6 protein-coding genes and 1 pseudogene are annotated in these 7,193 nt (G+C 75.2%); 6 read left to right on the top strand and 1 reads right to left on the bottom strand.

The window, feature by feature from the left end:
- The 6 genes and pseudogenes from AWW66_RS34685 to AWW66_RS30610 all read left to right on the top strand — a co-directional run.
- Positions 1–209 (top strand): annotated as a pseudogene (locus AWW66_RS34685) (hypothetical protein); the annotation flags it as partial.
- Positions 210–418: 209 nt separating this feature from the next.
- Positions 419–1,654 carry an ergothioneine biosynthesis glutamate--cysteine ligase EgtA gene (gene egtA, locus AWW66_RS30630; protein WP_067373874.1) on the top strand — a complete coding sequence of 412 codons (1,236 nt, stop codon included), beginning with the start codon at positions 419–421 and terminating at the stop codon, positions 1,652–1,654.
- Positions 1,651–3,003 carry an ergothioneine biosynthesis protein EgtB gene (egtB, locus tag AWW66_RS30625; protein WP_067373872.1) on the top strand — a complete coding sequence of 451 codons (1,353 nt, stop codon included), beginning with the start codon at positions 1,651–1,653 and terminating at the stop codon, positions 3,001–3,003. Before egtA ends, egtB begins: the two co-directional genes overlap by 4 nt.
- A gap of 45 nt (positions 3,004–3,048) precedes the next feature.
- Positions 3,049–3,855, top strand: coding sequence for an ergothioneine biosynthesis protein EgtC (gene egtC / locus AWW66_RS30620; RefSeq protein WP_067373869.1), 807 nt, complete (start codon positions 3,049–3,051; stop codon positions 3,853–3,855).
- Positions 3,855–4,820 (top strand): L-histidine N(alpha)-methyltransferase, encoded by a 966-nt coding sequence (egtD, locus tag AWW66_RS30615; protein ID WP_067373866.1) that lies wholly within the window; start codon positions 3,855–3,857, stop codon positions 4,818–4,820. Before egtC ends, egtD begins: the two co-directional genes overlap by 1 nt.
- A 264-nt stretch (positions 4,821–5,084) precedes the next feature.
- Entirely contained in the window at positions 5,085–5,672 is a 588-nt protein-coding gene (locus tag AWW66_RS30610; protein ID WP_067373863.1) for a TMEM165/GDT1 family protein, read from the top strand.
- 95 nt (positions 5,673–5,767) lie between these two features.
- Here AWW66_RS30610 and nhaA read toward each other — a convergent pair whose 3' ends face one another.
- The gene (gene nhaA / locus AWW66_RS30605) at positions 5,768–7,120 is read right to left on the bottom strand and encodes a Na+/H+ antiporter NhaA (protein ID WP_067373860.1); all 1,353 of its coding nucleotides are present in this window, start codon (positions 7,118–7,120) and stop codon (positions 5,768–5,770) included.
- Positions 7,121–7,193 lie beyond the last annotated feature (73 nt).

Genomic DNA, 7,193 nt, shown 5'->3' with positions numbered 1-7,193 from the left:
ACGTGCACGGGCTCTGCAACGCCTACCTGTCGAAGAATCCGGGCCAGCGGGAGAAGGCGCTGCGCGCCCCCGGCTTCGCCCGGCTGGTCTCCGCCGCCGGTGGCGTCGACCGGGTCGAGGAGTTCTGTTCGACCCCGACGCCGCCCGGTCACGCCGCCCGGGACCGTGGCGCCACCGGACCGGGCACCGGGGGCGCCGACAACGGCTGACCGGCTCCGCCGCCCGCCCGGCCCGCCCCACCCGCTGGTCGGGCGCCCGCCCTCCCCGCTGGCCGGCGTCCGTCCCACCGGACGTGAAGAAGTTTTGTTTGAACCGGGCGAGCGAAATTCTTCTGTTAGACAGAGGATGGTGGCGCCGTGACCACCCCGGCCGGCGACGGTCGTGGTGGTGTGACCAGTGCCGGAGGGAGGGCCGTCTCGTGGTGACGTCACCCGAGCTGGACCGAACGACCATCATCCGGGAGGAGCACGTCGCCGCCGGGCACGTGGCCCGGATCTGCTTCAAGACCGGACCGCCGACGTACACCGGTGTCGAGTTGGAATGGACCGTACACGACGCCGCCGATCCCGCCCGCCCGGTCGACCGGGAACGGATCCGGGCGGCGCTGGGGCCGTACAGCCCCGTCACCCTCGACCCGACCAGCCCCGCCCAGCAGCTCCGGCACGGCAGTACCGTGACCGTCGAGCCGGGCGGCCAACTCGAAGTCTCCAGCCCGCCGCGCGCCTCGGTCGCCGAGTTGCTCAGCGCGACGGACGCCGACATCGACCACCTCCGCAGCCTCCTCGCCCCCGCCGGGCTGGCCCTCGGCGAGACCGGCATCGACCCGTACCGGCCCCCGGCGCCGGTCGTCGACACCCCCCGGTACCGGGCCATGTGCCGCGTCTTCGACCGGGCCGGCCCGCACGGGCGGACCATGATGTTCAGCACCGCCGGGTTGCAGGTCTGCCTGGACGCCGGCGAGCCCGCCGAGCTGACCGAGCGGTGGGCGACCGCGCACGTGGTGGGCCCGCCGCTGCTGGCCGCGTTCGCCACCGCGGCCCGGCACGCCGGCCACCGGACCGACTGGGCGTCCGCCCGGATGGCGGCCTGGCTCGGCATCGACCCGGCGCGCAGCGGGCCGGCCTGGTCGCCGGCGCACGCCGATCGGGACCCGGTCGCCGCCTGGACCGCGTACGTGCTCGCCGCGCCACTGCTCTGCCTGCGCCGGGACGGGCCGGACTGGACGCCCCCGCCCGGGATCACCTTCGCCGACTGGATCGCCGGGGCGCTGCCCGAGCCACCCACCACCGACGACCTGGAGTACCACGTCAGCACCCTGTTCCCGCCGGTACGCCCGCGCGGGTACCTGGAGATCCGCTACCTGGACGCCCAGCCGGGCCCGGACTGGGCGCTGCCGACGACCGTGCTGGCCGCGCTCTTCGCCGACCCGGCGACGGTCCGCGCCGCCCGTGCCGTCGGCGAGCCGGTGGCCGACCGGTGGTGCGTCGCCGCCCGGCGCGGCCTGGCCGACCGCGCCCTGGCCCGGGCCGCGGCGGCCCTGTTCGACCTGGCCCTGCTGTCCCTGCCCCGGCTGGACCTGCCCCCGGCCACCCACGAGCGGATGCGACGAGCGATCCAGCGGCGCCACGCCGCCGCGGAGAGGAGCCCCCGGTGAGCGAGACCACGACCACGACCACCCCCACCCCGCAGTGGGGTCCGGAGCGGCTGCGCAGCCGGATCGCCGCGGAACTGGACCGGACCCGGGCCCGCACCGCGCTGCTCGCCGACGCCGTCGACGACGACGAGCTGATGCGCCAGCACTCGCCGCTGATGTCCCCGCTGGTGTGGGACCTCGCCCACATCGGCAACCAGGAGGAGCTCTGGCTGGTGCGCGACGTCGGCGGGCGCGCGCCGGTCCGGTGCGACATCGACGAGCTGTACGACGCGTTCAAGCAGCCCCGCCGGGACCGCCCGGCCCTGCCGCTGCTGCCCCCGGCCGAGGCCCGCCGCTACGTCGCCACCGTCCGGGAGAAGGTGTACGACCTGCTGGACGGGGTCCGGTTCACCGACCGGCCACTGGTCACCGACGGGTTCGCCTTCGGCATGATCGTGCAGCACGAGCAGCAGCACGACGAGACCATGCTCGCCACCCACCAGCTCCGCGCCGGGGCGCCGGCCCTGACCGCGCCGCCCCCGCCGGAGCCCCGGGCCCGGGTGACCGGTGAGGTGCTGGTGCCCGCCGGCCCGTTCACCATGGGCACCTCCACCGACCCGTGGGCGCTGGACAACGAGCGGCCCGCGCACGTGGTCGACCTGCCCGCGTACCTGATCGACGCGGCGCCGGTGACCAACGGGGCGTACCGGGAGTTCGTCGCCGACGGCGGGTACGACGACCCGCGCTGGTGGTCCGGGCCCGGCTGGCGGCACCGGAGCGAGGCGGGGCTGACCGCGCCGCTGCACTGGCGCCGCGACGGCGACGGCTGGGCGTACCGGCGGTTCGGCCGCTGGTCGGCGGTCCGCGACGACGAACCCGTGGTGCACGTCTGCTTCCACGAGGCGCAGGCGTACGCCACCTGGGCCGGCAAGCGGCTGCCGACCGAGGCGGAGTGGGAGAAGGCGGCCCGCTGGGACCCGGCCACCGGCCGGTCCCGCCGCTACCCGTGGGGCGACGGGGACCCCACCGCCGAGCACGCCAACCTGGGGCAGCGGCACCTGTGGCCGGCGCCGGTGGGCGCGTACCCGGCGGGGGCGTCCCCGCTCGGGGTGCACCAGCTCGTCGGCGACGTCTGGGAGTGGACCAGCAGCCCCTTGCGGGGGTACCCGGGCTTCACCGCCTTCCCCTACCGCGAGTACTCCGAGGTGTTCTTCGGCAACGACCACCGGGTGCTGCGCGGCGGCTCGTTCGGCACCGACCGGGCGGCCTGCCGGGGCACCTTCCGCAACTGGGACTACCCGATCCGCCGGCAGATCTTCAGCGGGTTCCGCTGCGCCCGTGACGCCACCGTCGAGGAGGCGCGCGGATGACCGGCGGGGGAGCGGGGGCGCGCGGGTGAGCGGCGGTCCCCGCTGATGTGCCGACACCTGGCGTACCTCGGCCCGCCGGTCACCCTGCGGGCGCTGCTCTACGACCCGCCGCACTCGCTGCTGCGACAGTCCTGGGCGCCCCGGGACATGCGCGGTGGCGGGACGATCAACGCCGACGGCTTCGGCGTCGGCTGGTACCCGGACCCGGCCGCCGGGGGCAGCGGCGCGCCGGTCCGGTACCGGCGGGCCCAGCCCGTCTGGTCGGACGCCACCCTGCCGGACCTGGCGGCGGTGACCAGCACCGGCGCGGCCCTCGCGGCCGTGCGGTCGGCCACCGTCGGGATGCCGGTGCAGGAGAGCGCCGCCGCGCCCTTCACCGAGGGGCCGTGGCTGTTCAGCCACAACGGGGCGGTGCGCGGCTGGCCGGACTCGATGGTCGGGCCCGCCGCCGACCTGCCGGTGCGGGACCTGCTGACCCTGGACGCGCCGAGCGACGCGGCGCTGCTGTGGGCCCTGGTCCGGCACCGGCTGCGCGGCGGCGCCGACCCGGCGCGGGCGGTGTCCGACACGGTGACCTCGGTCGCCGCAGCGGCGCCCGGGTCCCGGCTGAACCTGCTGCTGACCGACGGCCGGCAGGTGGTGGCCAGTGTCGCCGGCCACGCCCTGTCGGTCCGGGCCGGCGGGGGCGCGGTGCTGCTGGCCTCCGAACCGACCGACGACGATCCCGGCTGGCACGCGGTGCCGGACGGCCACCTGGTGGTGGCCACCACCGGCGGGGTGCGCGTCCGTGCCCTGCCGGCCGCGTTGAGCAGTCGAGCCGGCACCACCGGCACGACGGAAGGGGAACTGTGATGAGCGCCGAGCCGCTGGAGATCTACCTGGAGGAGCAGGACCTCGGTCGGGCCCTGCGCGACGACGTCCGCGCCGGCCTGACCGCGGACCCGAAGTGGCTGCCGCCGAAGTGGTTCTACGACGCCCGGGGCAGTGAACTCTTCGAGGAGATCACCCGGTTGCCGGAGTACTACCCGACCCGGGCGGAGCGGGCGGTGCTGGCCGCCCACGCGCCCGACATCGCCGCGGTGACCGGGGCGAAGACCCTCGTCGAGCTGGGCTCGGGCTCGTCGGAGAAGACCCGGCTGCTGCTGGACGCGTTCACCCGCCGGGGCGGGTTGGGCACCTTCGTGCCGCTGGACGTCTCGGTCAGCGCCCTGCGGCAGTCCACCGACCGGATCGCCGCCGACTACCCGGGCCTGCGGGTCCGGGGCATCGTCGGGGACTTCACCCGGCACCTGGACCGGATGCCCACCGGCGGCCGGCGGCTGGTGGTCTTCCTCGGGGGCACCATCGGCAACCTGCTCCCCGAGGAGCGGGCCGGGTTCCTGGCCGCGATGCGCAACGGCCTGGAGACCGGCGACTGGCTGCTGGTCGGCACCGACCTGGTCAAGGACCCCGGGGTGGTGGTGCCGGCCTACGACGACGCGGCCGGGGTGACCGCCGAGTTCAACCGCAACGTGCTGCGGGTGGTCAACCGGGAGCTCGGCGCCGACTTCGACCCGGAGGCGTTCGAACACGTGGCCCTCTGGGACCCGGAGCGGGAGTGGATCGAGATGCGGCTGCGGGCCCGCCGGCCGCAGCGGGTGCGGGTCCTCGACCTGGTCGTCGACTTCGCAACGGGGGAGGACCTGCGCACCGAGGTCTCGGCGAAGTTCCGCCCCACCGGCATCGCGGCCGAGCTCACCGGGGCGGGCTTCGTCGCCGAACACTTCTGGACCGACCCGAAGGGGCTGTTCGGGGTGACCCTGGCGCGGGCGGCCTGAGCGCACCGGCCCGGGTGCCCGGCGACTCGCCGGGCACCCGGGCCGGTGACACTGTTCACCCGGGCTGACCGGCCGGCGCCGGGTCGGCTAGGCTGGGCGGCGCGAAGGGGAGTAGCCCCCAATGTCGTGGTCGACATACTGGCGCGTTCCGCGTCCGGCCACGCGGCCCCGCGTCAGCGGGGCGGGCGAGACCTTCGACTCAGGCTGTCACAGCCGGGTCGAGGTCGCCCCGCGTCTCCTCCCGGCCTGGATCGGGAAGGTGTCATGGAAGGTTTCCTCGTCGCGCTGGCGGTCAGCTTCGGCGTGATTTTCGTGGCCGAGTTGGGCGACAAGTCCCAGCTCATGGCCTTGGCCTTCGCCACCAGGTACAAGCCGGTGCCGGTGCTGATCGGCATCACCATCGCCACCGCCGTGGTGCACCTGGCGTCGGTGGCGATCGGGGTCGGCCTCGGCGCGGCCCTGCCCACCGGCTGGATCTCGCTCGTCGCGGGTCTGGCGTTCCTCGGGTTCGGCGCGTGGACCCTGCGCGGCGACACCCTCACCGAGGCGGAGAAGCGCAAGGCGGAGAAGAACACCAAGTCGGCCATCGTCGCGGTCACGATCGCGTTCTTCCTGGCCGAACTGGGTGACAAGACGATGCTGGCCACCATCACCCTGGCCACCCAGTACGGCTGGTTCGGCACCTGGCTGGGCTCGACCATCGGCATGGTCGCCGCGGACGCGCTGGCCATCCTGGTCGGCCGGCTGCTCGGCAGGAAGCTGCCCGAGCGCACCATCAAGTACGGCGCGGCGATCCTCTTCGCCATCTGCGGTCTCTGGCTGATCCTGGAGGCCGTCGCCGAGCTCACCTGAGCCGGGCCGGGCCGGGCCGAGGCCGGTCGGGCCGGACGCCCGCGTCGACGGCGGCGCGGTCGCCGGGGTGGGGTCGCCCCACCCCGGCGACCGGGTCAGCGCTCGACCGGTCGGTGCTGGTACACGTCGGGGATCCCGTCGCCGTCGGCGTCGATCCGGTCCCGCTCGGCGATGGCGCGGTAGGCGCGGTTGCGCCGGCTCAGCACCACCGCGGCGAGGGTGGCCGAGAGCAGCGACCCGGCCAGCACGGCGGTCTTGACGTGGTCGTCGGCCGCGCTGCCGGTGCCGAACGCCAGCTCCCCGATGAGCAGTGACACCGTGAAGCCGACCCCGGCCAGCAGCGCGACGCCGAGCAGGTCCGGCCAGGTGATGTCGTCGTCGAGCCGGGCCCGGGTGAACCGGGCCAGCAGGTACGTCGAGCCGAAGATGCCGATCGTCTTGCCCAGGACCAGCCCGGCGACGACGCCGAGCACGATCGGGTCGGTGACCACCGTGCCCAGGTCCGCGCCGCGCAGCGACACCCCGGCGGCGAAGAAGGCGAAGACCGGTACCGCGAAGCCGGCCGAGACCGGCCGCCACCGGTGCTCCAGGTGCTCGGCGAGGCCGGGGTGCGCCCGCTGCCCGGGGCGGCCCCGGGTGCCCCGGGGGTCGCCGAGCACCGGCACGGTGAAGCCGAGCAGCACGCCCGCGACGGTGGCGTGCACCCCGGAGGCGTGCACCAGGGTCCAGGCGGTCACGGCCAGCGGGATCAGCGCCCACCACCAGGTCCGCCGCCGCTGCACCAGAGCGGCGAAGGCGGCGATCGGCAGCAGCGCGGCCAGCAGCGGCACCGGGTTGAAGTCGGCGGTGTAGAAGACCGCGATGATGGTGATCGCCAGCAGGTCGTCGACGACGGCGAGGGTGAGCAGGAAGGCCCGCAGCCCCTGCGGCAGGTGGCTGCCGATCACGGCGAGCACCGCCAGCGCGAACGCGATGTCGGTCGCGGTGGGGATCGCCCAGCCGCGCAGGCCCGCTCCGCCGGCGGCGAGGTTCACCGCCACGTAGATCAGCGCGGGGGCGACCATGCCGCCGACCGCGGCCACCACCGGCAGCACCGCCCGGCGGGGGTCGCGCAGTTCCCCGGCGACGAACTCGCGCTTGAGCTCCAGGCCGACCACGAAGAAGAAGATCGCCAGCAGGCCGTCCGCCGCCCAGGTGGCCAGCGGGAGGTCCAGGTGCAGCGCCGCTCCGCCGGGCCAGGGCACGTACCCGCCGAGGGCGGTGTAGCTGGCCGACCAGGGGGAGTTCGCCCAGACCAGGGCGGCCAGCGCGCCGAGCAGCAGCAGCCCGCCGCCGACGGTCTCGGTGCGCAGCACGTCGGCCAGGAACCGGGCCTCCGGCCAGGAGGTGCGGGTGAGCAGCCGGCGGGGGCCGGGGCGGCGGTCGGGGTGTGGACGACGTGTGTTCATCAACGGGTGCCTCACTGGTCGGACGACGGCTGACACATCGCCGACCAGACTTCCCGGCACACCACCCCACACC

The sequence above is a fragment of the Micromonospora rosaria genome, assembly GCF_001567585.1.
GTDB classification, from domain to species: domain Bacteria; phylum Actinomycetota; class Actinomycetes; order Mycobacteriales; family Micromonosporaceae; genus Micromonospora; species Micromonospora rosaria.
Note: the sequence above shows the minus strand (reverse complement) of the source record. Positions and strands in the feature narration are given on the sequence as shown.